The sequence below is a fragment of the Pseudomonas sp. D1HM genome (genome assembly GCF_019266105.1).
Classification (GTDB): domain Bacteria; phylum Pseudomonadota; class Gammaproteobacteria; order Pseudomonadales; family Pseudomonadaceae; genus Aquipseudomonas; species Aquipseudomonas taetrolens.
Genome location: NZ_LRMN01000020.1, coordinates 58,853 through 85,646 on the forward strand (window position 1 = coordinate 58,853; position 26,794 = coordinate 85,646).

At 59.7% G+C, this 26,794-nt stretch carries 28 protein-coding genes and 1 pseudogene; 16 read left to right on the forward strand and 13 right to left on the reverse strand.

Annotated elements, in window-relative coordinates:
- Positions 1-329 precede the first annotated feature (329 nt).
- The 5 genes and pseudogenes from AWM69_RS19085 (at position 330) to AWM69_RS22925 (ending at position 3,148) form a co-directional block, all read left to right on the forward strand.
- Positions 330-1,166 carry a S1 RNA-binding domain-containing protein gene (locus AWM69_RS19085; protein WP_218727994.1) on the forward strand — a complete coding sequence of 279 codons (837 nt, stop codon included), beginning with the start codon at positions 330-332 and terminating at the stop codon, positions 1,164-1,166.
- Between the two features lie 24 nt (positions 1,167-1,190).
- Positions 1,191-1,595: a DUF2177 family protein gene (locus tag AWM69_RS19090; protein ID WP_131654533.1), complete on the forward strand. Its 405-nt coding sequence runs from the start codon at positions 1,191-1,193 to the stop codon at positions 1,593-1,595.
- A gap of 59 nt (positions 1,596-1,654) precedes the next feature.
- Positions 1,655-2,584 carry a DMT family transporter gene (locus AWM69_RS19095; RefSeq protein ID WP_218727996.1) on the forward strand — a complete coding sequence of 310 codons (930 nt, stop codon included), beginning with the start codon at positions 1,655-1,657 and terminating at the stop codon, positions 2,582-2,584.
- Between the two features lie 122 nt (positions 2,585-2,706).
- Positions 2,707-2,895, forward strand: a pseudogene (locus tag AWM69_RS19100) (LysR family transcriptional regulator); the annotation flags it as partial.
- Positions 2,896-3,022: 127 nt separating this feature from the next.
- Positions 3,023-3,148, forward strand: a complete 126-nt coding sequence (locus tag AWM69_RS22925) for a PA1414 family protein (protein WP_003441703.1) — start codon at positions 3,023-3,025, stop codon at positions 3,146-3,148.
- 133 nt (positions 3,149-3,281) lie between these two features.
- Here AWM69_RS22925 and AWM69_RS19105 read toward each other — a convergent pair whose 3' ends face one another.
- Positions 3,282-4,661: a sodium:solute symporter gene (locus AWM69_RS19105; RefSeq protein WP_218727998.1), complete on the reverse strand. Its 1,380-nt coding sequence runs from the start codon at positions 4,659-4,661 to the stop codon at positions 3,282-3,284.
- 102 nt (positions 4,662-4,763) lie between these two features.
- Positions 4,764-5,714 carry an agmatinase gene (gene speB, locus AWM69_RS19110; protein ID WP_048382977.1) on the reverse strand — a complete coding sequence of 317 codons (951 nt, stop codon included), beginning with the start codon at positions 5,712-5,714 and terminating at the stop codon, positions 4,764-4,766.
- Between the two features lie 200 nt (positions 5,715-5,914).
- Here speB and AWM69_RS19115 point away from each other — a divergent pair, with 200 nt between their 5' ends.
- Both AWM69_RS19115 and AWM69_RS19120 read left to right on the forward strand, forming a co-directional pair.
- Positions 5,915-6,808, forward strand: a complete 894-nt coding sequence (locus tag AWM69_RS19115) for a LysR family transcriptional regulator (RefSeq protein WP_218728000.1) — start codon at positions 5,915-5,917, stop codon at positions 6,806-6,808.
- Between the two features lie 17 nt (positions 6,809-6,825).
- Positions 6,826-7,428 carry a tRNA-uridine aminocarboxypropyltransferase gene (locus tag AWM69_RS19120; protein WP_218728002.1) on the forward strand — a complete coding sequence of 201 codons (603 nt, stop codon included), beginning with the start codon at positions 6,826-6,828 and terminating at the stop codon, positions 7,426-7,428.
- Positions 7,429-7,542: 114 nt separating this feature from the next.
- Here the strand turns inward: AWM69_RS19120 and AWM69_RS19125 are convergent, their stop codons facing one another.
- On the reverse strand, positions 7,543-7,941 hold the full coding sequence (locus AWM69_RS19125) for a YbaN family protein (protein ID WP_218728004.1): 399 nt from the start codon (positions 7,939-7,941) through the stop codon (positions 7,543-7,545).
- A 6-nt stretch (positions 7,942-7,947) separates the two neighbouring features.
- Positions 7,948-8,535, reverse strand: a complete 588-nt coding sequence (locus tag AWM69_RS19130) for a YecA family protein (RefSeq protein WP_131654528.1) — start codon at positions 8,533-8,535, stop codon at positions 7,948-7,950.
- Between the two features lie 272 nt (positions 8,536-8,807).
- Between AWM69_RS19130 and recQ the strand changes: the two genes are divergently transcribed.
- Positions 8,808-10,937 carry a DNA helicase RecQ gene (recQ, locus tag AWM69_RS19135; protein ID WP_131654527.1) on the forward strand — a complete coding sequence of 710 codons (2,130 nt, stop codon included), beginning with the start codon at positions 8,808-8,810 and terminating at the stop codon, positions 10,935-10,937.
- A 118-nt stretch (positions 10,938-11,055) separates the two neighbouring features.
- On the forward strand, positions 11,056-11,490 hold the full coding sequence (locus AWM69_RS19140; RefSeq protein WP_131654526.1) for a MarR family transcriptional regulator: 435 nt from the start codon (positions 11,056-11,058) through the stop codon (positions 11,488-11,490).
- 48 nt (positions 11,491-11,538) lie between these two features.
- Here AWM69_RS19140 and AWM69_RS19145 read toward each other — a convergent pair whose 3' ends face one another.
- Positions 11,539-13,728 carry a patatin-like phospholipase family protein gene (locus AWM69_RS19145; protein WP_131654559.1) on the reverse strand — a complete coding sequence of 730 codons (2,190 nt, stop codon included), beginning with the start codon at positions 13,726-13,728 and terminating at the stop codon, positions 11,539-11,541.
- A 71-nt stretch (positions 13,729-13,799) separates the two neighbouring features.
- On the opposite strand from AWM69_RS19145, the gene AWM69_RS19150 reads away from it, so the two are divergent.
- Entirely contained in the window at positions 13,800-14,087 is a 288-nt protein-coding gene (locus AWM69_RS19150; RefSeq protein ID WP_131654525.1) for a SelT/SelW/SelH family protein, read from the forward strand.
- On the opposite strand, the gene AWM69_RS19155 is transcribed toward AWM69_RS19150, so the two are convergent.
- The 3 genes from AWM69_RS19155 to AWM69_RS19165 form a co-directional block, all read right to left on the reverse strand.
- The gene (locus tag AWM69_RS19155; RefSeq protein ID WP_218728006.1) at positions 14,081-14,971 is read right to left on the reverse strand and encodes a DMT family transporter; all 891 of its coding nucleotides are present in this window, start codon (positions 14,969-14,971) and stop codon (positions 14,081-14,083) included. The genes AWM69_RS19150 and AWM69_RS19155 overlap by 7 nt on opposite strands.
- 77 nt (positions 14,972-15,048) lie before the next feature.
- Positions 15,049-15,807 carry an AraC family transcriptional regulator gene (locus AWM69_RS19160; protein ID WP_218728008.1) on the reverse strand — a complete coding sequence of 253 codons (759 nt, stop codon included), beginning with the start codon at positions 15,805-15,807 and terminating at the stop codon, positions 15,049-15,051.
- 118 nt (positions 15,808-15,925) lie between these two features.
- Complete coding sequence (locus AWM69_RS19165) at positions 15,926-17,380, reverse strand: TrkH family potassium uptake protein (RefSeq protein ID WP_218728010.1); 1,455 nt, start codon at positions 17,378-17,380, stop codon at positions 15,926-15,928.
- 119 nt (positions 17,381-17,499) lie between these two features.
- On the opposite strand from AWM69_RS19165, the gene AWM69_RS19170 reads away from it, so the two are divergent.
- Positions 17,500-18,060 (forward strand): NAD(P)H nitroreductase, encoded by a 561-nt coding sequence (locus AWM69_RS19170; RefSeq protein ID WP_131654521.1) that lies wholly within the window; start codon positions 17,500-17,502, stop codon positions 18,058-18,060.
- 54 nt (positions 18,061-18,114) lie between these two features.
- Here AWM69_RS19170 and AWM69_RS19175 read toward each other — a convergent pair whose 3' ends face one another.
- From AWM69_RS19175 to AWM69_RS19195, 5 genes are all read right to left on the reverse strand, one after another.
- Complete coding sequence (locus tag AWM69_RS19175) at positions 18,115-19,449, reverse strand: HAMP domain-containing sensor histidine kinase (protein ID WP_218728011.1); 1,335 nt, start codon at positions 19,447-19,449, stop codon at positions 18,115-18,117.
- A 76-nt stretch (positions 19,450-19,525) separates the two neighbouring features.
- Positions 19,526-19,948 (reverse strand): LTXXQ domain protein, encoded by a 423-nt coding sequence (locus AWM69_RS19180; RefSeq protein ID WP_131654519.1) that lies wholly within the window; start codon positions 19,946-19,948, stop codon positions 19,526-19,528.
- A 209-nt stretch (positions 19,949-20,157) separates the two neighbouring features.
- Positions 20,158-20,835 carry a response regulator transcription factor gene (locus AWM69_RS19185; protein WP_048382991.1) on the reverse strand — a complete coding sequence of 226 codons (678 nt, stop codon included), beginning with the start codon at positions 20,833-20,835 and terminating at the stop codon, positions 20,158-20,160.
- 91 nt (positions 20,836-20,926) lie between these two features.
- Positions 20,927-21,226 (reverse strand): YciI family protein, encoded by a 300-nt coding sequence (locus AWM69_RS19190; protein ID WP_048382992.1) that lies wholly within the window; start codon positions 21,224-21,226, stop codon positions 20,927-20,929.
- Position 21,227: 1 nt separating this feature from the next.
- Complete coding sequence (locus tag AWM69_RS19195; protein WP_048382993.1) at positions 21,228-21,824, reverse strand: septation protein A; 597 nt, start codon at positions 21,822-21,824, stop codon at positions 21,228-21,230.
- 84 nt (positions 21,825-21,908) lie between these two features.
- On the opposite strand from AWM69_RS19195, the gene AWM69_RS19200 reads away from it, so the two are divergent.
- The 5 genes from AWM69_RS19200 (at position 21,909) to rluB (ending at position 26,751) form a co-directional block, all read left to right on the forward strand.
- Positions 21,909-22,772 carry a PHP domain-containing protein gene (locus AWM69_RS19200; protein WP_218728012.1) on the forward strand — a complete coding sequence of 288 codons (864 nt, stop codon included), beginning with the start codon at positions 21,909-21,911 and terminating at the stop codon, positions 22,770-22,772.
- A gap of 13 nt (positions 22,773-22,785) precedes the next feature.
- Positions 22,786-23,415, forward strand: coding sequence for an L-threonylcarbamoyladenylate synthase (locus tag AWM69_RS19205; RefSeq protein WP_218728013.1), 630 nt, complete (start codon positions 22,786-22,788; stop codon positions 23,413-23,415).
- A gap of 128 nt (positions 23,416-23,543) precedes the next feature.
- Positions 23,544-24,242, forward strand: a complete 699-nt coding sequence (locus AWM69_RS19210; RefSeq protein WP_218728161.1) for a ScpA family protein — start codon at positions 23,544-23,546, stop codon at positions 24,240-24,242.
- Positions 24,243-24,254: 12 nt separating this feature from the next.
- Positions 24,255-25,229, forward strand: a complete 975-nt coding sequence (scpB, locus tag AWM69_RS19215; RefSeq protein ID WP_218728014.1) for an SMC-Scp complex subunit ScpB — start codon at positions 24,255-24,257, stop codon at positions 25,227-25,229.
- Between the two features lie 325 nt (positions 25,230-25,554).
- Positions 25,555-26,751 (forward strand): 23S rRNA pseudouridine(2605) synthase RluB, encoded by a 1,197-nt coding sequence (gene rluB / locus AWM69_RS19220; RefSeq protein WP_218728015.1) that lies wholly within the window; start codon positions 25,555-25,557, stop codon positions 26,749-26,751.
- Positions 26,752-26,794 lie beyond the last annotated feature (43 nt).

Sequence of the window (26,794 nt, forward strand, 5' to 3'; positions counted from 1 at the left end):
TGGCCAGCGATAATACCAGAAATACTTGACAATGGCTTGTTAAATATCTTCTTAAAATAAACCTCGCGGCCTGATCATGAACATGATCGTTCATCAAAACGTTCTCTAACTCGCTGTTTTAATTAACAACGGTGGGGATGTTTTAATCCGCCAGGGAGGTCGCCAAGCTGACTTACGGTGTGCGCAAGGCTGACGAATGGTGCTGCAAGCGGCCAGAAAATCCTGAGAAATCAGGCCTTTCACAGATTTTTTGATTGGCAGGCGGCGGCACCTCAATTCGCCCCCCTAAACTCGGGTAGAATGCCGCCCACGTAATGAGGGTATTGAACATGGCTTTAATCGGTCGCTACAACAGTTTGCAAGTGGTGAAACACACGAACTTCGGTTTGTATCTGGATGGCGGGGCAGACGGCGAAATCCTTCTGCCCAATCGTTATATTCCCAAAGATATTCCCAGTGAAGATGAAGACTGGCTGAACGTATTTGTTTATTTGGACAGTGATGACAAATTAATTGCCACCACTGAAAAACCAAAAGTTCAGGTCGGTGAGTTTGCCAGTCTCAAAGTGGTTGAAGTTAATAGCATCGGTGTCTTCCTGGATTGGGGATTGCCGAAAGACTTGCTGCTGCCGTATTCCGAAGAAAAACGCCAGATGACCGCTGGCGAATACGTCGTGGTGCATGTCTACCTCGACAAGCACACTCGTCGAATTACAGCGACAGCGCGACTGGACCGTTATCTGGACAAGACCCCGCCGACCTATCAAGTGGGCCAGGAAGTTGACCTGTTGGTGGCCGAAGCCACGGACATGGGCTTTAAAGCCGTGATCAACAACAAGCACTGGGGCTTGATCCACAAGAACGAAGTGTTCAAGTTCATGCGCGCGGGCAAGCAAGAGAAAGGCTTCATCAAAGAGATTCGCGCAGACGGCAAAATCAGCCTGAGCCTGCAGCCGGTCGGCCAGGAAGCCGCCAGCAGCCTGAACTCGAAGATCCTCGCCAAGTTGCGCGACAATGACGGTGTGCTGGCAGTCAGCGACAAAAGTGCCCCCGAAGCCATCAGCAGCCTGTTCGGTGTGAGCAAGGGCAATTTTAAAAAGGCTATCGGTGCGCTGTACAAGGAAGGCAAGATTACGATTCATCCGGACCGTATCGAATTGATCTGATCCTGTAGACCGAGGGCTGTTGGCATGAGAAAAGTTGCGTGGGCATATACCGGTGCATTGCTGGCTTTTCTGGTGCTCGACGGCCTGTGGCTGGGCGTGCTCATGGACTCTACCTATAAAGAGTTACTGGGTCCGCTGATGCTTGAGCAACCCAAGTGGGGCCCGGCCATCGCGTTCTACCTGGTGTACGTGCTGGGCGTGGTGTTTTTTGTGGTACTGCCGGCTCTGGCCCGCAGCAGTGCGCGCCGGGCAGCATTGAGCGGTGCGTTTTTCGGGTTGGTGGCGTATGGCACCTACGACATGACCAACTGGGCCACCCTGCAAGGCTGGTCGGCCCAGCTGGCCTTGATGGACATGGCCTGGGGCGGTCTGTTGACCTGCCTGGCGGCATTGTCGGGTTACTGGACGTCACACAAGCTGGCGGCCTGATTCTTTCTTAATGACACGCTGAATATTGTGCGTCCCTTGACCTTCTTCCAGGTGTAGCTATGACTGTTTCGCGGCGAGCAACGGATGCTTTCGCACTGCAAGTGATGCTGGGTCTGTGCCTGATCTGGGGCGTGCAGCAAGTCGTCATCAAAGCGGCGGCCGTGGACATCGCGCCCGTCATGCAGGCCGCCTCCCGTTCCGCGATTGCAGCGTTGCTGGTGGGGTTGTTGATCTGCTGGAAAGGCGGATGGAGCCAGGTTCCGTGCACCTGGCGGGCCGGCTTGCTGGCAGGCAGCCTGTTCGGCCTGGAGTTTTTCTTCATCGCCGAAGGTCTGCAAATGACCAGCGCCGCCCATATGTCGGTTTTTCTCTATACCGCCCCCATCTTTACCGCCCTCGGGGTTCACTGGTTTCTGCCCAGCGAACGTTTGCGGCCATTGCAGTGGCTGGGGATTTTTCTCGCTTTCGCAGGCATCGCCTTCGCCTTTGCCGGGGGTGTTTCATTTTCCGGGATGGACCGCACCATGTTGCTGGGCGATGCCTGCGGGATCCTGGCCGGCATGGCCTGGGGTGCGACCACCGTGGTGGTACGAGCTTCTCGGCTGTCTGAAGCCCCTGTCACGCTGACCTTGTTCTACCAGTTGATGGTCGGTTTTGTCGGGCTGTTGTTGATCGCCGCTGTCAGTGGGCAGATCAGCCATGTCAGCCTGACGCCAGTCGCCGTGGCCAGCGTGCTGTTTCAAGGGCTGGTGGTGTCGTTTTTCAGTTATCTGGTGTGGTTCTGGCTGCTCAAGCGTTACCTGGCCTCCAACCTGGCGGTATTTTCGTTCATGACCCCGCTGTTCGGTGTGACGTTCGGTGTGCTGTTGCTCAATGAGCCCTTGAGCCTCAACTTTGTGGTGGGCGCCGTGCTGGTGTTATTCGGCATAACGTTTGTCAGCGCCGAGCCGTGGTTGCGTCGTAAGGTGCGTGCGCTGCTGGGGAGCTGACCGGCTGCAAGACCAGTCCTGCGGCAAGCAGCAGTCCCCCGGCGTCGGCAATCAACGCCGGTTGCCGAGTACCTGTATCCACAATCCACCCATCAACCACAGGCGTTTGGTGCCGGGGCGGCCTGTCCAGTTTGCCGGGGCGTGAAAATGTCGGCGTACATGCTTTGCAACAACCTTTTTCACAAGCCACGACATGGCTGATGTGGCGAAAAGGCATGATGGACGCCAACCTGAATGCCTGGATCGAGCTACAGCAGGCGCAGCCGCTGCAAAACAGCGGCCCGGGCACGCAACTTCACGCATTGGCCTGAGTCTGATTTGTAAGACGTTAGCCTAAAGTTGGTTGACGGCAGGCAAGCATTGCGTAGGAGTTAGGGCTATTATCTGTACGAAGCGACCACAGAATTCCCGTCGCCGGTGTTACCCCAAGGGGGAAATATGAAAGACAAACTGCAAACCTGGCTCCATGACGTTGGCGTTGCGCTTGGCTTGATCGAGCCGCCACTGCAACCTGTGCCGATTCCTGTCGAGGATCCGCGTCGTCGTCCGCAACGTCGCCGGTAAGGCGGGGGATAGCGCTGCACACAGGTCGCTACGCCTTCTTTTGATCCTTTGTCCGAAGGGAGGTTGGTGTGTAAAAAAACGGGTACGACCTCCGACGTCGTACCCGCTGAAACAAACATTCCTCACGTATTGATCAGGCGATGCTGACCGCCGGGGCAGGGCGCCGATCCATCAGGCTGACCACGACAAAACTGATCAACGCCACCGCCAGGCTGTAGTAAATCGGCGTATTGGCGTCCAGCCCATCCTTGAACATAAAGACCAGTGCAGTGATAAACCCCAGGCTCATGCTGGTAATGGCGCCTGCGGTGGTGGCGCGTTTCCAGTAAATGGCCCCGATCAATGGCACCAGCATGCCGCCGACCAGCAGGTTATAGGCCAGGGTGAGGGCGCTGATCACATCATTGACCACCAGGGCGATTGCCAGCACCACAAGCCCCGTCAGCAGAGTAAACAGCCGGTTAACCTTGAGACTCGACTGTTTGCCACCGCGCAGCTTTGGCAGCAGGTCTTCAGTCAGTACCGTGGACGCGGCCAGCAAGCCGGCGCTGGCGGTCGACATCATGGCGGCCAGGGCAGCCGCGATCACCAGTCCGCGAATACCGTCAGGCAGCGATGCTTTGACGATGGCGGCGAAGGCGTTGTTGACGTTGTCCAGGTCAGGCAGCAGCACATGCGCCGCCATGCCGATCAATGCACAGGTCAGGCCGTAGAGGATGCAATAGAACCCGGCGAATGTGCCGGCGTACTTGGCGACCCTGGCGGTCTTGGCGGTAAACACTCGCTGCCAGATATCCTGGCCGATCAGGATGCCGAAGAAGTAAATCAGGAAGTAGGTGATGATCGTGTCCCAGCCGATCTGGGTGAAGTTGAAGCTGGACGCGGGCAACTTGCTCACCAGTTCGTCCCAGCCACCGACGCGATACAGGCAGATCGGTAGCAGGACAAACATCAGGCCCACGGTCTTGATCACGAATTGGACAATGTCGGTCAAGGTCAGTGACCACATGCCGCCGATGGTCGAATACACCACCACTACACCGCCGCCGAGCACCACCGAGATCCAGAAAGGCAGATCGAACAGCACCTCCAGCACCGTGCCGATGGCCAGGATCGAGGTCACGCCAATCATCAGCGCATAGGCCAGCATGATGACGGCGCTGGCCTGACGCGCCATGGGGTTGTAACGCTTCTCCAGGACCTGGGTGACAGTGAAGATTTTCAGTTTGAGCAACGGCTTGGCCAGGAACAGGTTGAGCGCGATGATCCCGCAGCCCAGCGCCGCACACAGCCAGAAGCCCGAAATACCGTGTACATACCCCAGGCGCACGGTGCCGACCGTCGATGCGCCGCCGAGTACGGTGGCGGCCATGGTGCCCATGTAGAGCGTGGGCCCCAGGTTGCGCCCGGCAACCAGATAGTCTTCGTGGGTTTTTGCCTTGCGCATGCCGTAGTAACCGAGCACTAGCATTGCCGCGGCGTAAATAAGGACGACCAGTAGATCTAAAGCCATGATGGCGAGTCTCCGATTTTTTGTTTTTATGAATGCTGCTAGTCACGCGGGTGTGGCGCGGTGCTTTCAAGTCCAGGACTTGATAGCACCGATGGAACGTCCTTATCGATGCACGACGCCGGGCAGCACGCAGAGCATTTCGTAGAGCAGATTGGCGCCCAGTAATGAGGTGTTGCCGGTGGTGTCGAACGGCGGCGAGACTTCTACCAGATCGCACCCGACCAGGTCGAGGCCCTGACAACCGCGGATGATTTCCATCGCCTGAATCGTGGTCAGGCCGCCGATTTCCGGGGTTCCGGTGCCGGGTGCCCAGGCCGGGTCAATGCCGTCGATATCGAAGCTCAGATACACCGGGCCATTACCGACTTTTTCGCGCACTTCGGCCATGAGCGGTGCCAGGGATTTATGCCAGCACTCTTCGGCCTGGACCACGCGAAAACCCTGTTTGCGGCACCAGTTGAAATCTTCAGCGGTATAACCCTGGGCCCGCAGGCCGATTTGCACCACGCGGTCACAATCCAGCAGGCCCTCTTCCACGGCGCGGCGGAAGGTGGTGCCGTGGGCGATTTTCTCGCCAAACATGTGGTCGTTCACATCTGCGTGGGCATCGATATGCACCAGGCCAACCTTGCCGTGTTTCTTGTGGATCGCTCGCAGGATCGGCAGGGTGATGGTGTGGTCGCCGCCCAGGGTCAGGGGGATCACATCATGCTCAAGAATTTCGTGGTACGACTCTTCGATGATGCGGACCGCATCCAGCAGATTGAAGGTGTTGATTGCCACATCGCCGATGTCCGCCACCGACAGGGAGTCGAACGGTGCGGCGCCGGTTGCCATGTTGTAAGGGCGAATCATGACCGACTCGGCGCGGATTTCCCGGGGGCCAAAACGGGTCCCGGGCCGCAGTGAGGTGCCGATATCCAGTGGCACGCCGATAAACGCAGCGTCCAGGCCTTTGGCCGATTGCAAGTGAGGGAGCCGCATCATGGTGGCGATGCCGGCGAAGCGCGGCATTTCATTGCCGCCCAGTGGTTGGTGAAGGATTTTTTCCACGGGATAGCCTCGTCGTTTGTTGTGGTTATGGCGACCGATTCTGCGAAAGGCGTAAGGCGGGAAGAATCCCTGTGGGCAAATACTTAGTTCAGGTTTTTCTAAACTAATGCGGTGGCAGACGTTAGACTCCGGTTATCGAATTCATGCCAATACCCTGCGGGCGCATACTTGCTGGCGCCGACAGGATCAGTGAGCTCTCTATGGCCAGTGCTTTACCCGATCTCAAACTATTGCGCATTTTCGCCAGCGTGGTCAGGCATCAGGGTTTTGCCAATGCGCAGCAGGCACTCAACCTCTCGACGTCGGCGATCAGCACCTACATGAGTCAGCTCGAAGCCAATCTGGGGCTGGTGTTGTGTCATCGCGGGCGAGGCGGGTTCAGCCTGACCAGCAAAGGCGAGCTGTTCCATCAGGAAACCCTGCGGCTGCTGGGCGAACTGGAGGGCTTCGAGCAGTACGCGGCAGCGCTCAAGGGCGAACTGCGCGGTACCTTGAATCTGGGCGTGATCGACTCGACCGTGAGTGACAAGGCGTTGCCCTTTGCCGAAGCCATTGGTGGGTACAGTCAGGAGCATCCGGCCGTGCACCTGCATTTGTCGGTCATGAGCCCTTATGAGTTGCAGCTGGGGGTGCAAGACAACCGCCTGGATCTGGCCATTGGCGCTTTTTCCTCGCGCATGAGCGGCCTTGTCTATCAGCCGCTGTACCGCGAACAGCACTGGTTGTATTGCAGCAACCGCCATCCGTTGTTCAGTGAACGGCGCATCCCCGAGCCATTGATTACACAACAGCGCATGGTCGGGCGTGGCTACTGGAGCCAGGCCGAATTGGCCCGGCATGGCTTCAAGCACAGCGCGGCGACGGTCGATAGCATGGAGGCCCAGCTGATTCTGGTGCTCTCCGGCGCTTACATTGGCTATTTGCCCGAACACTATGCCGAGCCCTGGGTGGAGAAGGGCGATTTGCGTGTGCTGCTGCCTGCAACCTTCGGCTATCAGGCGCCGTTTTCGATGATCGTGCGCCGGGGGCGCAGTCGCGAGCCGTTGATTCAGACCTTCCGCGACCTGCTCAAAGCGCAGCTTAATAAACCTTGAACGAGCGTTTTCATTCCATGTCCAGAATTCAGTGTCCGCGCTGCATGCGTCCACATACCCACTGTTTGTGCGAGTTGATCCCGTGTCTGGCCAGCCGCACCCGGGTATTGCTGTTGCAGCATCCGAGTGAAGTCGGCCACGCATTGAACACGGCGCGTTTGGCAGCCTTGGGGCTGAGCAATGCCGAGCTGCGGGTGGGTGAGGTATTTGAGGATCTGGCCACGTTGCTCAACCCGCCGGGGTACCGGGCGCGGTTATTGTTTCCGGGAGAGGGCGCACAACTGATCGAGACCGTGACCGAGACCGGGCCAGATCTGCCGCTGCTGCTGGTGGTGCCGGACGGTACATGGCGCAAGGCACGCAAGCTGTTGCACATCAATCCGTTGCTGGCGCAGTTGCCGCGGGTCACATTGCCCGAAGGCGCTGTCTCGCGTTACCGATTGCGCAAGGCGCCGGGGCCGGGCGCCTTGTCGACCCTGGAAGCCATTACGCAAGCGCTTGAAATCCTCGAAGCACCGAACTCATTCGCCGCGCTGCTACGCCCGTTCGAAGCCTTGATCGAAGGGCAGATCGAAGCCATGGGTGCCGAAACTTATCAGCGTAATCATGGCAACCCATAGCTTTGCTTGATCCCCTGCAGCCGCTCTCGGAGGCTGCGACAGGTGCGTGTTGAAGGTTCTTCGGCCCTTATCGCAACCTGCGGCAGCGGCTACACAAGGCGCGTGATTCGCCGGTCAGGGCTTTTCGAGGGTTTTTTGCCGGAGGATGTAGAGGGTGACCAGGACAGCGCTGGTCAGCATAAAGCCCCGAGCCCAGAGTAAAGGCACCAGGTAGCAGGACAGTCCAATGCTCAACCACATCAGGCCAATGGCGTAGACCTTGCCCTTGAGCGGGATGCCGTTGCCATCAAGGTAATCACGGATCCAGGGCCCGAGCCGCGGGTGCTCGACCAGCCATTGATAAAAGCGCGGAGAACTGCGGGCGAAGCACGCGGCCGCCAATAATAGAAAGGGGGTAGTGGGCAGTACCGGCAGGAAGATCCCGATAACCCCCAGCACTACGCTCAGCCAGCCAATGGCAAACAGCGCGTAGCGCAGCAACCGCGAACGGTTGCCGGGTGAGGGTCGGGTCACTGAAAATCAGTGGTGACGTGGCTTGAGGATCGCCGGTTTTTCGTCAGGTGCATTGCACAGCAGGTACAGGGCGGTCAGCGCTTCCGGGATCTGAACGATCATGTCGTCCATCAGGTTGGCGTCCTGGGCGATGTCGGAGAACTCAGGCTGGTCATCGAACAGGCCCGAACCGACCATGATCGGCAACAGCATTTCGCTGACTTCTTCTTCGGCGGTTTCGAACCAGGCCGCTTCGCGCATGAATACGCCTTCCATGAAACCGACACACCAGCCGCGCAAGTCGGAATCATCCGGCTCGTCGCCCAGGTCCAGGTCGCATGGCAGCTCGAACTCTTCGTCGGACGCCAGTTGGCGTGCGATGTGGGCCTTGAGCTGGATCAGGGTGCCTTCGATTTCGGCGCGCTGGGCGTCGTCCTTGTAGTGCGGTGCTTCGGAGAAGATCGCATCGATCCACTCACGCTCAGGTACGACTTCGGCGCAGATGGACAGTGCGGTCAGGTAGCCGTGGGTGGCCACGTAGTCCAGCGCCTCGTCATGCAGCTCGTCGGCGTCGAGGAAGGCTTGCAGGCGGGTTAGTTGCTCAGCGAAGGACATTAATGTGCTACCTAGTAAATAAACGATAGCGAATTCTAGGCTTTCTTGAGCGCCCAAGCCAGTCGCAGGGCACATTTGCTGTTACTTCCCGGTGATCGGCAGGGCAATTACAGCGCCCTGTGCAGGAGAGTGCTCGGGTATACTGCCGCGTTTTGTGATGCCCTGCAGCCAATGCGGCGGATCCCGCGCTCTGCGCCCATGCCTTCAGACGGGCCTGTGGCCACGCCGGATCACGCCCGCGCAGGGGTGTTTCGGCGATTTCTGGAGTTTTTATGCTCGAACAGGCTCAACGCGTACTCAAAGACATCTTCGGCTACGACAGTTTCCGTGGCCGCCAGGGTGACATTATTGAGCGCGTGGCCAGTGGCGGAGACGCTTTGGTGCTGATGCCCACCGGCGGCGGCAAATCCCTGTGCTTCCAGGTGCCGGCGTTGCTGCGTGAGGGCCTGGCGGTGGTGGTGTCGCCGCTGATTGCCTTGATGGACGATCAGGTCGCAACCCTGGAAGAGCTCGGGGTGGCAGCGGCGGCCTTGAATTCGACCCTGACGGCCGAGCAGCAGCGCGATCTGGCGAACCGGATCAAGCGGGGCGAAGTCAAGATGCTCTATCTGGCCCCCGAGCGTCTGGTCCAGCCGCGAATGATGGCGTTTTTGCAGAGCCTTGATATTGCCCTGTTTGCAATCGACGAAGCGCACTGCGTATCCCAGTGGGGCCATGACTTCCGGCCTGAATACCTGCAACTGGGCCAACTGGCCGAGGTGTTCCCGAATGTGCCGCGCATTGCCCTGACCGCCACGGCCGACAAGCGCACCCGCGAAGAGATCGTCACGCGCCTGCATCTGCAAAATGCCGAGCGCTTCCTGTCGAGCTTTGACCGCCCCAACATTTTTTACCGCATCGTGCCGAAAGAGCAGCCGCGCAAGCAGTTGCTGGCGTTTCTTTCCGAGCGGCGCAGTGACGCGGGCATCGTCTATTGCCTGTCGCGCAAAAAAGTCGACGAAGTGGCGCAGTTTCTGTGTGCCCAGGGCTTCCCGGCCTTGCCGTATCACGCCGGCCTGCCCAGCGAGACCCGGGCCGCCAACCAGAAGCGCTTTCTCAACGAGGAAGGGCTGATCATGGTGGCGACCATTGCCTTCGGCATGGGCATCGACAAATCCAACGTGCGCTTTGTGGCGCACCTGGATTTGCCCAAGTCCCTTGAGGCCTATTACCAGGAAACCGGTCGTGCGGGTCGTGACGGTTTGCCCGCAGACGCGTGGATGGCCTATGGGCTGCAAGACGTGGTGATGCTCAAGCAAATGCTGCAAAACTCCGAGGGAGATGAGCGGCACAAGCGCCTTGAGCACCACAAGCTCGACGCCATGCTGTCGTTGTGTGAAGAAACCCGCTGCCGTCGCCAGACATTGCTGGCCTATTTCGACGAAGACATGCCGCAGCCATGCGGGCATTGCGACAATTGTGTGGACGGTGTGCAGACCTGGGATGCCACCGAGCCTGCGCGCCAGGCCCTTTCGGCCATTTACCGCACGGGCCAGCGTTATGGCACCGGGCATCTGATCGACGTACTGCTGGGACGTGAGAACGAAAAAGTCCGCAGCTTCGGGCATCAGCACTTGTCAGTGTTCGGTGTCGGCAAGGCTCGCGCTGAGGGCGAATGGCGCACGCTGTTCCGCCAGTTGGTGGCCCGTGGCCTGGCCGACATTGATATCGAAGGCTACGGCGGACTGCGCTTGAGTGACAGCTGCCGGCCATTGCTGCGGGGTGAGGTCACACTCGAACTGCGTCGTGAGCTCAAGCCGCAAACGTCGGTCAAAAGCAGTTCTGCCAGCCCGGCCAGTCAACTGGTACGTGGTGAAGAGCGCGAACAATGGGAGGCCCTGCGCGCGTTGCGGCGCAAGCTGGCCGAAGAGCACGGTGTACCGCCTTACGTCATTTTCCCCGACTCGACCTTGCTCGAAATGCTGCGTAGCCAGCCCACCTCATTGTCTGAAATGGCCACGGTCAGCGGCATTGGTGCGCGCAAACTGGAACGCTACGGCGAGGCGTTCCTCGAGGTGCTGGGCGGGCAGGCCGAAACACCGAAAGTGGTTGCGGACATTCGCCATGAGCTCATCAGCCTGGCCCGTGCCGGGATGACGCCGCTGCAGATCTCCGGGCAATTGCAGTGCTCTGAGAAGAATGTTTACACAATGCTGGCAGAGGCCATCGGCCGTCAGGAGCTGTCACTGGAACAGGCGCTGGACTTGCCTGAAGAGTTGATGGAAGAAGTCCAGGACGCCTTTCTGGACGGCGAAGGCGAGTTGCCGAGCGTGGCCAGCATTGCAGAGCAGTTCAAGGGGCGCGTCCCGGAAGGCGTGCTCTATTGCGTGCGTGCAGCGCTGCAATCCGAGTTCGAAATGTAACTGCGAGTCGCGAAAGGTGACGATTGATTGACGTGCAGGCCTTGCCTAGACGGAGGCTCCATGCTTAGCTGGCTAACAATTAGCTTCACTCTATTTCAGTCTAATCATTGAGTTTTTTATGTCGTTATCCGATCAACACCGTTTTGGTATGCAGCTAGCCCAAATGTCGCGTGGCTGGCGTGCCGAACTGGATCGTCGTCTCGCAGGTCTCGGTTTGTCGCAAGCGCGCTGGTTGGTGCTATTGCACCTGGCCCGTTTTGAAGGCGTGCCGACCCAGCGTGAACTGGCGCAAAGCGTTGGCGTTGAAGGGCCGACGCTCGCTCGTTTGCTTGACAGCCTTGAGGCCCAGGGGCTGGTCAAGCGTCATGCCGTGCTGGAAGACCGCCGCGCCAAAAAAATTGTCCTGAGTGATTCCGCACGCCCGTTGATCGAACAGATTGAAGCCATTGCCAGTGCGCTGCGCCAAGAGCTGTTTGTCGGTGTGGATGAAGAAGAACAGCGCATTTGCATGCGTGTTCACAGCCGGATCCTGGCTAACCTCGAAAAAAGCTGAACCACGACCCGTACAGGCGCTGCCCCTTCATCTTGATGAGGGCAGCCCTCAGAACGTCTGCCCCAGGTTCAAGTACACCGCCTTCTGATCGTCATCGTTGAAGCCATAGCTGAAGTTGAGCGGGCCCAGCGGTGTGTCGAATCCGATGAAAATGCTTGCGGCATTGATATAGCCGCTGTCGAACTCATTGTCGTTGTTCCAGGCGCGCCCGCGCTCCAGCGACATCCCGGCGTACAACGGGAAATCAAGTGGCAAATACGAACGAGGCGTCAGGCGCCGGTAGTAAACGGCGCGCATCAGGCTGATGTTTTGTCCGGAAATCGCATCTTGTCTGAAGCCTGACAGCTGCCGGGCACCACCGAGCAAAAAGCTTGAAGTCACGACTTCGGCTTCGTTGTGCGTGCGGCCATAACGCCCACCGAGAATCCAGGTGTTGGGTCCTGAACTCATGGCTTTATCCAGGTTGAACTCCCACTGGAGATAGCGTTCATCCGAGCCCAGGCCCGGTTCGTACTGGCGTACGCTCAGGCTGATGTCTTCGCCGGTATGCGGGAAGTACACGTTATCCAGCGAGTCGAACGAGTATTTCAGGTCGTAGAAACCCTCGTTGAAACTGATGCCCGGCAAGTCACGTTCACCGATTCGTACATCGGCCTTGCCCCATGCTTCGCCAATACCCAGACGGATCTCGCCGCTGTTGCCGATTTGCCGTCCAAAATTCAAACCGAATCCATAACGTTCCAGTCGGTACTCGGCAATGGGGTCGTTGTCGAGAATGGACTCGACGTTCTGCGACTGAGCGTTGATGTACGGCGCGACAAAGTAGCGCGAGCCGGCATCCAGGGGTTGGTAGAACTCACTGTAAAGTTCTTGCTGATCGCCAATCTGCACCCGTGTCAGCCATTCGGCCCCCAGGGTATTGATGCCATTGACCCGGTAGCTGGCGCCCAGGTTGAACGCGCTGTCGCCACGCATATCGTCAGACAGGTTCAGCCCCAGTCGCAGGTAATCGGTACCGCTGCGCTTGCCCCGGGCGCTGATCACCAGCGTGCGCTCCTTGCCTTTGTGCACCACGCGGTATTGCACCTGCTCAAAATAATCCAGGCCGTACAGCGTTCCCATGTCCCGTTGCAGGCGGGCCAGATCCAGCGGCTCGCCGACGGGTTGGCGAATGTAATAGCGAATCACCGAGTCGCCGATTTTTGAGTCGTTTTCAATCCGGATCGCGGTAATGACCGGCTTGCGCTCATCGGATGAGCGCGCGGTATTGAGTTGCACATCACTGTCATCGTTATGGCGCAGGACGGCCAGGCGAGGTTCGAGAATCTGCGTTGCGCGGTAGCCGGCGGTGATGATGTCTTGCGAGCGCCCGAAATCAGTGGCGCCAAAACTGGTGAGCGCGGGTTGAATCAGAATGTCGTCCGGGCGCAGCGACGCCAGTTGTACTTCAGAGTTGCTGCGGGTCATCAGGGTGATGGACTGGTTGAGAATGTCGAACACGGTACTCAGTTCTTTACGGCCCCGCAGCGGTGTACCGATGTCCACCACGATGACGCGGTCCACCCCCATTTCGCGCGCCACGTCCACCGGGATGTTATCGACCATGCCGCCGTCTACCAGCAACTGCCCATTGATTTCGACAGGTGCGAACACCGCAGGGATAGACATGCTGGCGCGAATGACCTGAGGCAGATGGCCTTTTCGGAACACCACTTTTTCGCCGTTCACAATGTCGGTGGCCACGGCCCGGAACGGAATGGGCAGCTTGTCAAAGTCCCGGATATCGCTGCTGTGGGCCAGCAGGCTTTCGAGTAACAGCGACAGGTTTTGTCCTTGAATGACACCCAGCGGCAGACCGAGGCTGCCGTCGTCGCGGAAGCTGAGCTTTTGCTTGACCAGAAAATCGCGGTCATCCTGTTTGCGCCGGAACGGGATGTCTTCGCGGGCCGGGTTATCGGACAACGCTTGCTGCCAGTCAATGCCCAGCGCCAGCTTCTCCAGCTCGTCGATCTTGTAGCCGGAAGCGTACAGGCCGCCGATCACGGCCCCCATGCTGGTGCCAGCGATGGCATCAATATGGATGCCTTGCTCTTCGAGCGCCTTGAGTACACCGACGTGAGCCAGGCCGCGGGCGGCGCCGCCGGAGAGCACCAGGCCAATCTTTGGCGCTGCGGTTTCGGCGGCAAGCACCATCAGCGGGCATAAACACAACAGCAGGCAACTCAGGAGGCGACGCATCATGAATCTCTGGGCAAGCAAGAAAGGCGGCTATTATAGCGGCGCCTTTCTCTTCAAGAGCCTTTGAAATCATGTCAGTCAGCAAGCCCGAAATTGTCATCACCTACTGCACCCAGTGTCAGTGGCTGTTACGTGCCGCCTGGTTGGCCCAGGAGCTGCTCAGTACGTTTGCCGACGATCTGGGGCGGGTGGTACTGGAACCGGGCACCGGGGGGGTGTTCCGCATTACCTGTGAGGGCGAACAGATTTGGGAGCGCAAGGCCGATGGCGGCTTTCCGGAAGCCAAGGTGCTGAAGCAGCGGGTGCGTGATCACATCGACCCGCAGCGGGACCTGGGGCACAACGACCGGGTTCAGTGAGCCGCGTCGATTGACGATTTGCCCGCAGCCGGTGCGCCGGCCATGCGGCTCGACACCACGATCGCGAGGATGATCAGCGCGCCGCCCAGCAGCATGCGCAAGGTCGGTGTTTCGTGGAACAACACCCAGGCCAGGGTGATGCCATACACCGGCTCCAGGGCGAAGACCACTGCCGCGGTGCGAGCCTTGATCACGGCAAGGCTGGCGACGAACAGGCTGTGAGCGACCCCGGTGCACAGGACGCCGAGCAGGCCGATCCACAGCCAGTCGAGCGCTCGAACCGCACCCAGCCCTGGCGCTGCAAAGGGCAGCAGGCACAGCGCGACCACCGCGTTTTGCCACAGGGCGGCCTGCACGGCTGGCACTCGACCCGAGTTGGCACGGTTATTCAGCGATAGCAGCGAGAATGTCAGGCCGGAGGCAATCGCCCACAGCAAGCCTTCCGTGGCCTGGCTGGCCAGATCAAAGGCCGGGGTCACCAGGATCAGACCGACGCTGACCAGCGTCACCAGCATGATTTCGTTGAGCCGGATACGTTCGCGAAACAGCAGGCCTTCGAGGATCACCGTAAAGGCCGGGAAGCTGGCAAACCCCAGGGTCGCAATGGCCACGCCGGCGACTTTGACCGAGATAAAAAAACTGACCCAGTGCGCGGCCAGCAGCAATCCGCTGAGCAGCAGGTTACGGGCGTCGCGCAGAGACAGTCGGTAAGCGTCCGGGCGCTTGGCCAGAGCGACAAACCCCGCAAGGGCCAGCACTGCAAATGCAGCCCGGCCGAAGACGATGATTGACGCTGAAGCAGCGGCCAGTTTGCCGAGCACGCCGGTCAGGCCGAACAGCAGGGCGCCGATATGCAGGGCACCCAGAGCGGTACGCGGAGTCATTGCAATCCTTAAGTGGAGGCAGGCAAGGGATGCAGTCTAAAGCGTGGTCGGGTCGGATGTCTGTCGCAAGACTGGCGTCAATTGTCGCCAGACTCTCGGCGCAGGGTGCTGGGGGAGGCGCCGAACTCGCGCAGCATGGCGGCTGCGAAAGCGCTTTGCGAAGCATAACCGGTGCGACTGGCAATCTCGCCTACGGCCAGGGTGCTTTGGCGCAGCAGGGTCAAGGCGCTGCGTAAACGGCGCTGGCGCAGATAGTCCATCGGCGTTTGTCCGCACTCACTGAGAAAGCGACGGTGCAAGCGGGCGCAGGACAAGCCGCACAGGCGAGCCAGGTCAGCGACCTGAAGCGGGTAGGCAGCGTTTTGATCGATATAGGCGTCCAGCGCGGCGAGAGGCAGGCCTTTGGCGCGAACAGGTTCGCTTGTCTGGCTGCTCAGGCTGGCCAGCAACAGAATTGCGCCTTGTCGTGAGATCAGCGGGTCCGTGACGGGGCTGGTGGACAGCCAGTTGACCAGTTGATGCTGGTGGGGGGCGAGTGGTAGATGTCCGGGGGAGTCGAGCAGTCGACGGCTGGCCTCGGCATGGGCACCCAGTGATTGGCCGAGCCAGTTGTCGCCAGGTACATCGAGCACCAGGCAATGGCTGCCCTGCAGGCTGTCACAGGTATGGTGGGCCCCTGCTGGGATCACCATCAGCTGTTGTTGGCGCAGCAGGCTGGCACGACCCTCCACCTCGAAATCGAGCTTGCCGGACAAGCTGATCACTACCTGCGCATGCCCATGGCTATGAGCGATCACCTCTTGGCGATAATGACGCAGTGACAGGATTGAACCCATGCTGATCTCTGGTTGACGAGTCGAAAACGGTAGCCGCTGCCGAAGGCTGCAATAAGGGCCGCAGGCCTTTGCTTTAACCGCCGGAGCGGCTACGCCACCCGCCTGCGGCAGCGGTTTTTTAATGTCGCCAGAACGCCGGAATACACAGTACAAATACAGTAATGATCTCCAGGCGACCGAGCAGCATGCCCAGCGACAGGATCCACTTGGCGGCGTCGGGCAAGCTCGAGAAATTGCCGGACGGGCCGATGACTTCCCCAAGCCCGGGACCGACACCGGACACCGTACTGGCCGCACCGGTCAGTGCGGTCATCCAGTCCAGACCCAGCAGCGACAAGGCCAGGGCAATCACGCAAATAGTAATTGCGAAGAAAAACGAAAAAGTCAGGATCGAACGGACAATCTCTTCATCGAGGCGGTGCCCGTTGTACATTTGCTTGATGACTGCACGGGGGTGGATCAACTGGTTAAGGTTGGCCTTGAGCAGGATATAGGCAACCTGGAAGCGGAAAATCTTGATCCCGCCAGCGGTCGAACCCGAGCAGCCACCGATAAAACCGAGATAGAAAAACAGCATGAGCGAGAAGTTGCCCCACAGGCTGTAGTCGCCCAGGGCGAAGCCTGTGGTGGTGACCACCGAGGTGACGTTCAGCGCCACGTGACGGAAGGCATCCCACCACGGCATGTTGGTCGTCCACCAATACCAGGTGCTGAGCACCAGCCAGGTCACCAGCAGCAGCCCGAGCAAGCCCTGCACTTGCTGATCCTTGATCAGCGCCTTGCGGTGGCCGCGCAGGGTCGCGACATACAGGGTAAACGGCAGGCTGCCCATGATCATGACCGCGATGGCGACCCAATGCACGGCCGGTTGCGACCACTTGGCCAGCGACTGGTCGGACGTCGAAAAGCCGCCGGTGGAAATGGCGGACATGGCGTGGTTGATCGCGTCGAACACGCTCATGCCGGCCCACCAGAACGCCAGACTGCCGATGATGGTGATGCCGACATACGTGGCCACGATCAGGCGTGCCACCATATGCGAGCGCGGCATGACTTTTTCGGACCGGTCAGACGATTCGGTCTGGAACAGGCGCATGCCACCGATTCGCAGCAAGGGCAGAATGGCCACCGCCATCCCGATAAAGCCGATGCCGCCCAGCCAGTGCAGCATGGAGCGCCACATCAGAATCCCCGGTGACATGTTGTCCAGGCCGCTCAGCACTGTAGAACCGGTGGCGGTAATCCCGGACATGCTCTCGAAGAACGAGTCGGTGTAACTGATGTGTTGCGTCAGCAGAAACGGCAGCGCGGCGAAGATACACACCACCACCCAGCTTGAGACGGTCAACAGGTACATGTCGCGGGGGCGCAGGTGGACTTGCTCGGGGCGGCCGGGGAGCACCAGCGCCAGACCGGCAAGAAAAGTGATCAGGCTCGCCCACAAGAAGGACGGCAGGTCGCCCGTGTGGTTATAAATCACCAGCGTCAACATGGGCACGGCCATGCTGATTGCCAGCGTAATCAGGAAGATGCCGATAATGAAACCGATGATGCGTAAAGTCGGCAACGCCATGAAGTCAGCTCGGGCTTGGAAGAGGGGCGCCATTCTACCTGTGGGGCGAGGTATGTAAACCGCCTGCCTTCGAGGAGATACCGTTAGAATAGCCGCACATTTTCTTCAGGAGGTGGCCAATGGAGGCTCTCGACGTTTTGCTCAACCGTGTTTCTGCCCCGCGACTGCTGGATCCGGCGCCAACGGCTGAGCAGCGTGAAGTACTGTTTGCGGCCGCATTGCGTGCGCCGGACCACGGTCAGCTGCGTCCTTACCGATTTTTGACGGTGGAAGGCGAGGCGCGCCAGCAACTGGGCGAAATACTTGCCGAGGCGGTGCAGGAGCAGGGCGGTGAGGTGACTCAGGCAGCCCTGGACAAGGCCCGCGCCATGCCGTTGCGTGCACCGCTGGTGGTGGTCGTGATCGCTCGCTTGCAGGATCACGTCAAAGTGCCCAAGTCTGAACAATTGATTACTGCCGGCTGTGCGGCCCATGCCATTGAGCTGGCGGCTTTTGCACAGGGCATCGGCGCGGTATGGCGCACGGGCGAGCTGTCATATGCTGCGCATGTGGCCAAAGGTCTGGGGTTGGCAGACGGCGAAGAAGTGGTGGCGTTCCTGTACCTGGGTACCCCGCAGAACGAACTGCGCACCCCGTCTAAAGTCGACACCGCTGAGTTTGTGCAGGTGTGGTCGATGTAGATCCGGCCCTCTGCAGGGGGCGAGCTCGCTCGCTCCTGCAGACTTTGCACACTTTTAAAGATTGCCGTTTGGCGCTAGCGGCAATTCCAGTGTGGCGATAAACCCGCCCTCTGGATGGTTATCCAGAATTAACCGTCCGCCATGGCGTTCAGCCGCGCGGCGTGCAATGGCCAACCCCAGGCCATGTCCGGCAGCGGTCTGGCCGGGAGCGCGGAAGAACGGCTCGCCCAATTGCGCCAGATATTCCTCGGCCACACCGGGCCCGTGATCGCGCACGCTGATGGCGATATGCTCTCCCTCGCGCACCGCGCTCAGTTCAATCCGTTCTCCCGGCGGATTAAAGCGTTGTGCATTACGCAACAGGTTGTCGACTGCGCGCTCGATCATGGTTGGCCAACCCGTCAGGCGCAACTCCGGCAGGGCATTGAGCTGAACGGTTTGCTCGGGGGCTGCCAGCGAGGCATCTTTTTGCACGGATGCGAGCAGGGCATTGAGCTCGATAGGCTCGGCGCTGGCCAGGTCGGCATCGACGCGGGCCAGGGCCAGAATCTCGCTGATCAACGATTCCAGCCGATCACATTCGCGGGTCAGGCGTGGCCAGAGTTTTTCCCGCTCATCCGGCCCGGCACGTTCGGCCAGCGCCAATGCGATGCGCAGTCGGGCCAACGGTGAGCGCAATTCGTGGGAGACATCGCGCAGCAATTGGCGCTGACTGCCGATCAGGCTTTGCAGACGTGCGCCCATGCGGTTGAAGTCGGTGGCCAGCACGCCAAACTCGTCACGTCGCGACGCCAATTGGGCGAGGCTGTTTTGTTGATAGGTGGTTTGCCCCAGATCGTGCACGGCCACCCGCAGGCGACTCAGCGGGCGAGTGATCGACAGCGTGACCAGCAAGCTGAAGAGCGTCAGCACCACCAGAGCAATCCCCAGCGCACTCAAGGGCCAGATCAGGCTCTGGCGGTGCCAGGCGTCCAGCTCGGGGTTGGGGATGCGGTAGATCAGCAGGTAGGTTTCGGCGGTTTTCGGGCTGGTGTACTCGACGGTCAGGCGGCGCCACGGCAAAGGGTGCTCGCCCGGGTGCTGGCGGGCCTCCCAGGCGGCTGCCCGGCGCGGGAAGGTGCCGCGTACCACCGGGTCGCCACTTTCATTCAGGACCTGAACGTCAATGTGATAGCGGCGTTTGCGTTGCTGAAGGAAATCTTGCGCTGCATCAGCGCCTTGAGCTTCGTAACGTTGGGTCCATTCCTCTGCCAGATTGGCGATGCCGGGATGACGGCTTAGGATCCAGGTGTCCTGATTGAGCATATGCCCAAGCAGAATCGATAACCCTGCGACCAGGGCAATTGCCAGCCAGAAGCTGGCCAAAATGCGCCAAAACAGTGATCGCACGATTCATCCTCACAGGTCATGGATTAAAACGACCAAAGCCCGGCGGGTGAGCCGCTGGGCCTGGTCAGTGCGCGTGTTACTGCGCTTTTGTCGCTTGCTGGGCTTTCCACTCTTTGAACTGTTTCATTTCAGCCTGACGTTCTGCGCGTTTTTTTTGCATTTCGTCGAAGCTTTTTTGCTGTTCAGGCTTGAGCAGTGCCCGGATATCGCTCTGGGTTTTGTCATGCTTGGCCTTGATCTCGTCTTTCAACGCTTTTTGATCGGCGGCGGGCAGTTTTTCCAGGTACTTGTTGACCAGCTGTTTGCGCTCTTGCATTTGCTCACCCATCAGCTTGCCGATCTGCTGGCGCTGTTCGCGGCTCAGGTCCAGCTGGCTGTAAGAGGCATCGCCGCGACCGTGGTGCCCGCCGCCGTGACGTGGGCCGTCACCACCAGGCATGGCCATTGCGACGGTTGGCAAAGCTGCAGCAAACATCAAAGCAATTAGAGTCTTACGCATGGTGTGTCTCCTGATTACGGTTCCGGTAAATCCGGATGCGCCCAGTTTAGGGAGATCAAGGTCAATCGCTGTCAGCCAAGCGTAAAGCTTGGGTAAAGAAGGTTTCGCTGGAAAATCCTGTGGCCGCTGACGAAGGCTGCGATAAAGCTCGAAGGCCCTTCAGTTTTTCAGGGGCGCCACGTACCCGCCGCAGTGGCCACACAAACAGCTCAGGCGCTGTAGAAATAACCCCGGCTGCGCAGTGCCACGATCCGTGGGCGACCGTCAGGGTGTGGACCGATTTTTTTACGCAGGTTGCTGACGTGCATGTCGAGGCTGCGGTCGTACAGGGTCAGCTTGCGGCCCAGGGCAATTTGCGCCAGTTCCTGTTTGTCCAGCGGTTCGCCGGGCTGGCGCAGCAGCGCTTCCAGCAGGCGGCTTTCAGAAACGGTCAGGACAATGTCGTGCTGGTCGATCGTGACAACACCGCGCACCGGACTGAAGCACAGATCGCCGAGTTCCATCTGGCTGGAGACTGCTGGTGGATGACTGCGGCGCAATACCGCCCGCAAGCGGGCCGTCAACTCGCGCGGGTCGCAGGGCTTGGCCAGATAATCATCGGCGCCCAGTTCGAGCCCCAGGATACGGTCAAGCGGTTCGCCGCGGGCAGACAGCATCAGTACCGGTAAATCAGGGTGATCGTTGCGCAGTTGCTTGAGCAGTTCGAGCCCGCTGCCGTCAGGCAGCATGACGTCCAGTACCACCGCGTCGGGACTGGTGTCGGCCAACGCCTTGCGGGCGCTTGAACCGTCATGACAGGCGCGAACCTGGAAGCCTTCCTGGCTCAGCCAGCTACCCAGGAGCTCACACAGCTCCTGGTCATCATCTATCAGTAACAGGTCGCTCATGACTCACTCGATTCAGCCAGTGCCGGCGTGTCGACGCCGGCGACTGTCAAAGATACCGCAGAGCAGGGCCGAAGACCCTGCGCCGTTGGGGTTACGGCAGGACTTTCTTGAACGGCTTGACGACCACGTTGGCGTAAACACCGGCACCGACATACGGGTCGGCGTCAGCCCAGGCCTGTGCGGCGCTCAGGGAATCAAACTCGGCGACCACCAGGCTGCCGGTGAAACCGGCCGGGCCCGGGTCGTTGCTCTCGATGGCCGGATGCGGGCCGGCCAGGACCAGGCGGCCTTGCTCTTTCAGCAGGTTCAAGCGCTCAAGGTGCGCCGGGCGGGCGGCCAGGCGAGCGTCGAGCGAGTTGGCAACGTCTGTGGCAATGATTGCGTAGAGCATGTCAATCCTTGGTCTTTGGGGTGGATGGGTCTGCGTCATGCAGATGGCGCGACAGGTAAATGCCTTGGGCGACCAGGAACAGGACGGTCATGCCCAGGCTGCCGAAGACTTTAAAGTCGACCCAGATGCTTTGATAGGTAAACGCAACGAACAGGTTGGCTGCGCCGCAGAAAATGAAGAAGGCGATCCAGGCCAGGTTCAGGCGTGTCCATACGGCATCGGGAAGGGTCAGTGCATGGCCCATGATGCGTTTGATCAGCAGCTTGTCGCCAATGAAGTGGCTACCGGCAAACGCCAGAGCAAACAGCCAGTTCACCACCGGGGCTTTCCACTTGAGGAAGGTTTCGCTGTGGAAGGCGAGGGTCAGGCTGCCGAAGACCAGGCAGGCAATCAGGGTCAGCCATTGGCTTTTTTCGAGTTTGCGTTGCTTGAAAAACAGGAAGCCGTAAACCACCAGCGAGCTGACGATCAGCATCGCCGTAGCACTGTAGATACCCCCGACCGACAGGCTGTGCCCGGCGATTTCGACGATGCGTGGTTCGATTTTGTAGACGATGAAAAACAGTAACAGCGGGATGAAGTCGATGAATTGTTTCACAGTGGCAGCCAGAAGCAGGATGTGGCGGCATAATAACAAACATCAATGACAGCGAAAGTGTCAGCTAGAGGTTATTAAATTCCCGTGGAAATTGACTTGCATTGCCATAGCACAGCTTCTGATGGCGCCCTGGCGCCTGCGGTACTGGTCGCCCGTGCGTTCGAGAAAGGTGTGCGAGTCCTGGCCCTGACCGATCACGACACACTTGAAGGTCTGGATGAAGCCCGTGCGGCGGCGCAGGCGTTGAACATGCAGTTGGTCAACGGCATTGAACTGTCTTGCACCTGGGGCGGGGCAACGATTCATGTGCTCGGCTACGGTTTTGATGTCAAGGCCCCGGCATTGCTCGAGGCCATTGCCAGGCTGCATGACGGGCGCTGGCTGCGGGCCGAAGAGATCAGCCGCAAGCTGGCGCTCAAGGGCATGCCGGGTGCCCTTGAAGGCGCCCGGGCCATTCAGCAGGCCCTGGGGGACAGTGGCAATGCCCCGGCGCGTCCGCACTTTGCCGACTTTCTGGTCGAGGCCGGATACGTCAAGGACCGCGCCGAAGCGTTTCGCAAATGGCTGGGCGCCGGCAAGCTGGGCGACGTCAAGCAGCATTGGCCGACCCTGGAAGAGACCGTTGCCACCCTGCGTGCGGCGGGGGCCTGGGTCAGCCTTGCGCATCCTTCCCACTACGATTTCACCCGCAGCAAGCGCCGACGTCTGATTGGCGACTATATTCAAGCAGGGGGTCACGCGATTGAAGTGGTCAACGGGTATCAGCCGGCTGAGCAAGTCGGCAGCCTGGCGATCCTGGCGCGTGAGTTCGGTCTGCTGGTCAGTGCCGGCAGTGACTTTCATGGCCCGGGAGGTTGGTCCGAGATCGGCGAATACCGCGCCATCCCGGAAGATCTGCCGCCACTGTGGTGTCGATTCAAATATGACCAGCCCACTGCCACCGTCTGAACAGGTAAACACTGTGAGTCAATTTTTCCAGATTCATCCGGAAAACCCACAAGCGCGTCTGATTAAACAGGCCGTCGACATTATCAAGAAAGGTGGGGTGGTGATTTATCCCACCGACTCGTCCTACGCTGTGGGTTGCCAGATGGGCGACAAAAGCGCGATTGAACGGATCAAGCGCCTGCGAAACCTGGACGACAAACACAATTTCACCCTGATGTGCTGTGATCTGTCGCAGCTGGGGCTGTTTGCCAAGGTCGATACCGGTACGTTCCGCCTGCTCAAGGCCCATACGCCGGGGCCGTACACCTTTATCCTCAATGCCACCCGTGAAGTGCCAAGACTGTTGCTGCACCCCAAGCGTCGCACCATCGGCATGCGGGTGCCGAGCCACCCGATTGCCCTGGCGTTGCTGGCTGAACTGAATGAGCCGCTGATGAGCGTGACCCTGATCCTGCCGGGTGAAACCGAGCCGATGGAAGATCCGTACGAGATCCGCGACGCCCTCGAAAAACATGTCGACCTGATCATTGACGGCGGCTTTGGCGGGCACAAGGCATCCACCGTGATCAGCCTGATTGATGGTGATCCGGAAGTGGTGCGTGTCGGTTGTGGCGATCCTCAGCCCTTTATGGTCGAGGCCTGATGTCCGGCGTAGAAACCGCAGAAGCCGTTGACGCTCAGGCCGGTGCACAGCAAGAGTTGTCGTTTGCCATGGTGTACGGCCAGGCCGTCATCGAGATGCCGCAAGACCTGTATATCCCGCCGGATGCACTGGAGGTGTTTCTCGATGCCTTCGAAGGCCCGCTCGACTTGTTGCTGTACCTGATCCGCAAGCAGAACATCGATATTCTCGACATCCCGGTGGCGGAAATCACCCGCCAGTACATGGGCTATGTCGAGCTGATGAAAACCGTGCGCCTGGAATTGGCCGCGGAGTACCTGGTAATGGCGGCCATGCTGGCCGAGATCAAGTCGCGCATGTTGTTGCCGCGCTCGGCTGAAATCGAAGAGGACGAGGGCGACCCCCGGGCCGAACTGATCCGTCGTTTGCAGCAGTACGAGCGATTCAAGGCGGCTGCCGAAGGCCTTGATGGCCTGAGCCGGGTAGGGCGCGATGTGGTGGTGCCCAAGCTCGACGCCCCTGAAGCCCGTGCACGCAAGCTGGTGCCGGATGTCGCGCTCGAGGAGCTGCTGATGTCGATGGCTGAAGTGTTGCGTCGCAGCGACATGTTTGAGAATCACCAGGTCAGTCGCGAAGCCCTGTCGACCCGCGAGCGCATGAGCGAAGTGCTGGAACGGCTCAAAGGCGGCGGTTTTGTGCCGTTTGTCGAGTTGTTCACCGCAGAGGAAGGCCGGCTTGGCGTGGTCGTGACGTTCATGGCTGTGCTTGAACTGGTCAAAGAGTCGCTGGTTGAGCTGGTCCAGAATGAACCCTACGCGGCCATCCACGTACGGGCGAGAGCCGAATAAAGAGCTGAAACCATGAATTTGACTGAACCCCGCGAGCTGGCCCCCTTGCTTGAGGCCTTTTTGCTGGCCTCGGGAAAGCCGCAAGGCCTTGAGCGGCTGTATGAGTTGTTTGAAGAGAACGAGCGTCCCGAGCCGGCGGTGTTCAAAAAAGCCCTTGAGCTGCTGCGCAAGTCCTGTGAGGGGCGGGCGTTTGAGCTCAAGGAAGTCGCGTCGGGCTATCGCCTGCAGATACGCGAGAAGTTTTCGCCGTGGGTCGGCCGGTTATGGGAAGAGCGTCCTCAGCGTTATTCGCGGGCCATGCTGGAAACCATGGCGTTGATTGCCTATCGTCAACCGATTACCCGTGGTGAAATCGAGGACGTGCGCGGTGTGGCCGTCAACAGCCATATCGTCAAAACCTTGCTGGAGCGTGAGTGGATTCGCGTGGTGGGCTATCGCGACGTACCGGGCAAGCCCGCGATGTTTGCGACGACCAAAGGCTTTCTTGATCACTTCAACCTGAAAAACCTCGACGATTTGCCGCCGCTGGCCGAATTGCGCGAGCTGGAACCCGATCCGATCCTCGACTTCGACGATGCGCCGGTGCCCGCACACCTTCAGGCCCTGGCCGATGAAAGTGCAGAACCGGAAGAACCCAGGGATGAAACCAGCTTCCGCACCTTGCTGGTGGAACTCGACACCATGGAAGACGGACTTAAAACGGATTTCGATGACCTGTTGCGCGACGGCGCACCCAGCGCAGAGCCGGAGCCAGCGGAACCAGAACCAGAACCGGAATCAGAGCCAGAATCTGAATCAGAGCCGGAGCCAGAGCCAGAGCCGACCCCTGTGCCGGAACCCAGGCCAGATGCCGCGGCCTTGGCCCGTGAACGATTGCGGGCTGTCGTGGCGGCACTTGAGCAGCGCGCGGCGCTGAGCGACGAAGAGCTGGAAGCCCAGGCCCTGGCCGACGCCATCGAGCAGGAACGTCGCGAACGCGAGGATTGACCCGACGCGGTGTTCCCCGCGGGCTTTGTAGCCGCTGCCGCAGGCTGCGATAAGGTCCGAAGGACCTTCCAGAGCGGGGTCGCTGCGCAACCCGTCGCAGCCTGCGGCAGCGGCTACAGGATGTTAGAGCGGGGCGAGGATGCAGATTGGCGATCACCACCGGTTGGCGGAAAAGCAGGTGCATTTGCCACTTTGTGTCCAGGCTTTGGTGCGTAATGGTCAACATCAGCGTATGATTCGCGGCCCTTCGGCGCTCGTTCGAGCCCCAGGACCCTTTTTAACACCTCAGGCGCTTGCCTGAATCGACACACCGGGAGGTGCCCAGATGAGTGATCTAGACCCTAAAGACAGCCAGGAAATTGGCCCAGCAGGCGAAAAACTGCAAAAAGTTCTCGCCCGTATTGGCGTGGGTTCGCGTCGCGACGTAGAGAGTTGGATCAGCCAGGGCCGGATCAAGGTCAATGGCAAGGATGCAACCCTGGGTCTGCGCGTAGACCTGCATGACGCCATTTCCATCGATGGCAAGGTGATCAAGCGTGAAGAGGCTGCCGAATCGGTACGCCGCGTGATCATGTACAACAAGCCCGATGGCGAAATCTGCACCCGTGACGACCCGGAAGGCCGTCCGACCGTATTCGACAAGTTGCCGCGTCCAAAAGAAGGCCGCTGGATCAACATCGGTCGTCTCGACATCAATACCACCGGCTTGCTGATGTTCACCACTGATGGTGAGCTGGCGAACCGCTTGATGCACCCTTCCTACGAAATGGACCGTGAATACGCGGTACGTGTACGTGGTGAAGTGGATGACGACATGATCGAGCGCCTCAAGGCCGGCGTTGTGCTGGAAGACGGCCCGGCGCGTTTCACCGACATCAAGCAGGCTCCGGGTGGTGAAGGTTTCAACCACTGGTATCACTGCGTGGTGATGGAAGGCCGTAACCGTGAAGTACGTCGCCTGTGGGAATCCCAGGGTCTGGTGGTCAGCCGCCTGAAGCGCGTGCGTTTTGGTCCGGTATTCCTCAACTCCGACCTGCCGATGGGTCGCTGGCGCGAAATGAGCCAGTACGAGGTGGATATCCTCAGTGCTGAAGTCGGTCTGACGCCTGTGGCCATGCCGGTACTGAACGCCAAGAGCAAAGACAAGCTTGAGCGTTTGCAGCGCAAGTCGTCGCGTCCTGTGGCCCGTGCTGACCGCGTTGCACGTACTTTGCGCCCGGCTGAAGGTGCTCCGTTGGCACCACGTCCGGCGCGTCAGCCGCACATCGAAGGCGAGCGCCCGTCGCGTCCGGTCCGTGATGAAGCGCCACGTCCGGCCCGCAAGCCGTCGGGTCGTACCGATCGTGTGCCGGCAGGCCGCGGTGCGCCAGTGGCTGAGCGTCCGAGCGAGGTCAACAAGCGTCCGACCAAGCCAAGCCGTACCGGTCCAAAGCTGGTTGACGATGCTCCGTCCGGCAAGCGCCGTGGCGCACCGGCCGGTTCCGGCCAGCGTCCAGGCTTCGGTCGCCGCAAGCCGCAGTAACGGTTCGCGCAGTACAAAAAACGCCAGCCCCTCGGGGCTGGCG

Excerpts from the sequence above, each read along its gene's own strand:
- rluB (WP_218728015.1), top strand. The coding sequence starts at position 25,555 with ATGAGTGATCTAGACCCTAAAGACAGCCAGGAAATTGGCCCAGCAGGC.
- AWM69_RS19140 (WP_131654526.1), top strand. The coding sequence starts at position 11,056 with ATGTCGTTATCCGATCAACACCGTTTTGGTATGCAGCTAGCCCAAATG.
- AWM69_RS19145 (WP_131654559.1), bottom strand. The coding sequence starts at position 13,728 with ATGCGTCGCCTCCTGAGTTGCCTGCTGTTGTGTTTATGCCCGCTGATG.
- recQ (WP_131654527.1), top strand. The coding sequence starts at position 8,808 with ATGCTCGAACAGGCTCAACGCGTACTCAAAGACATCTTCGGCTACGAC.
- AWM69_RS19115 (WP_218728000.1), top strand. The coding sequence starts at position 5,915 with ATGGCCAGTGCTTTACCCGATCTCAAACTATTGCGCATTTTCGCCAGC.
- AWM69_RS19180 (WP_131654519.1), bottom strand. The coding sequence starts at position 19,948 with ATGCGTAAGACTCTAATTGCTTTGATGTTTGCTGCAGCTTTGCCAACC.
- AWM69_RS19155 (WP_218728006.1), bottom strand. The coding sequence starts at position 14,971 with ATGACTCCGCGTACCGCTCTGGGTGCCCTGCATATCGGCGCCCTGCTG.
- AWM69_RS19160 (WP_218728008.1), bottom strand. The coding sequence starts at position 15,807 with ATGGGTTCAATCCTGTCACTGCGTCATTATCGCCAAGAGGTGATCGCT.
- AWM69_RS19090 (WP_131654533.1), top strand. The coding sequence starts at position 1,191 with ATGAGAAAAGTTGCGTGGGCATATACCGGTGCATTGCTGGCTTTTCTG.
- AWM69_RS19120 (WP_218728002.1), top strand. The coding sequence starts at position 6,826 with ATGTCCAGAATTCAGTGTCCGCGCTGCATGCGTCCACATACCCACTGT.
- AWM69_RS22925 (WP_003441703.1), top strand. The coding sequence starts at position 3,023 with ATGAAAGACAAACTGCAAACCTGGCTCCATGACGTTGGCGTTGCGCTT.
- AWM69_RS19190 (WP_048382992.1), bottom strand. The coding sequence starts at position 21,226 with ATGCTCTACGCAATCATTGCCACAGACGTTGCCAACTCGCTCGACGCT.
- AWM69_RS19150 (WP_131654525.1), top strand. The coding sequence starts at position 13,800 with ATGTCAGTCAGCAAGCCCGAAATTGTCATCACCTACTGCACCCAGTGT.
- AWM69_RS19165 (WP_218728010.1), bottom strand. The coding sequence starts at position 17,380 with ATGGCGTTGCCGACTTTACGCATCATCGGTTTCATTATCGGCATCTTC.
- AWM69_RS19170 (WP_131654521.1), top strand. The coding sequence starts at position 17,500 with ATGGAGGCTCTCGACGTTTTGCTCAACCGTGTTTCTGCCCCGCGACTG.
- AWM69_RS19185 (WP_048382991.1), bottom strand. The coding sequence starts at position 20,835 with ATGAGCGACCTGTTACTGATAGATGATGACCAGGAGCTGTGTGAGCTC.
- AWM69_RS19130 (WP_131654528.1), bottom strand. The coding sequence starts at position 8,535 with ATGTCCTTCGCTGAGCAACTAACCCGCCTGCAAGCCTTCCTCGACGCC.
- AWM69_RS19085 (WP_218727994.1), top strand. The coding sequence starts at position 330 with ATGGCTTTAATCGGTCGCTACAACAGTTTGCAAGTGGTGAAACACACG.
- scpB (WP_218728014.1), top strand. The coding sequence starts at position 24,255 with ATGAATTTGACTGAACCCCGCGAGCTGGCCCCCTTGCTTGAGGCCTTT.
- AWM69_RS19105 (WP_218727998.1), bottom strand. The coding sequence starts at position 4,661 with ATGGCTTTAGATCTACTGGTCGTCCTTATTTACGCCGCGGCAATGCTA.
- AWM69_RS19095 (WP_218727996.1), top strand. The coding sequence starts at position 1,655 with ATGACTGTTTCGCGGCGAGCAACGGATGCTTTCGCACTGCAAGTGATG.